Below are 338 nucleotides of genomic sequence, written 5' to 3' on the forward strand. Positions count from 1 at the left end.
TTATTCTTGAGTAAACGACTCAGACGAGACCCTAGTTGAGCTGCGGCTGCAAACCTGCCTTCATTATTTGTGATCGACTCGAGGATCAATATTTGGGGAGTGTATTTTGCGATCAGCGCTTTTAGAGCGCACTCCATTCCCAAAGAGATGAGAGATCCGTTAGTATCGTCAAAACCGGGAAAATCAATGATGACCAGATTTTGGACGATTTCAATGGTTGGGAGAAATGTACATGAGGCTGCGCCAGACAGTCCAATAATCTGTTGCCGATCACTTTGTGATTCGTAGTGGAAGTCTTTTAATATCATCTGATCTCCTCTTAGGAAACATAACGTGGT

1 protein-coding gene is annotated in these 338 nt (G+C 43.5%); it reads right to left on the minus strand.

Annotated elements, in window-relative coordinates:
* The coding region (locus BU804_RS13100; protein WP_158024991.1) for a hypothetical protein at positions 1-338 on the minus strand (338 nt) is incomplete at both ends.

This window comes from Candidatus Protochlamydia sp. W-9, assembly GCF_001950615.1.
Taxonomy (GTDB): Bacteria; Chlamydiota; Chlamydiia; order Chlamydiales; family Parachlamydiaceae; genus Protochlamydia; species Protochlamydia amoebophila.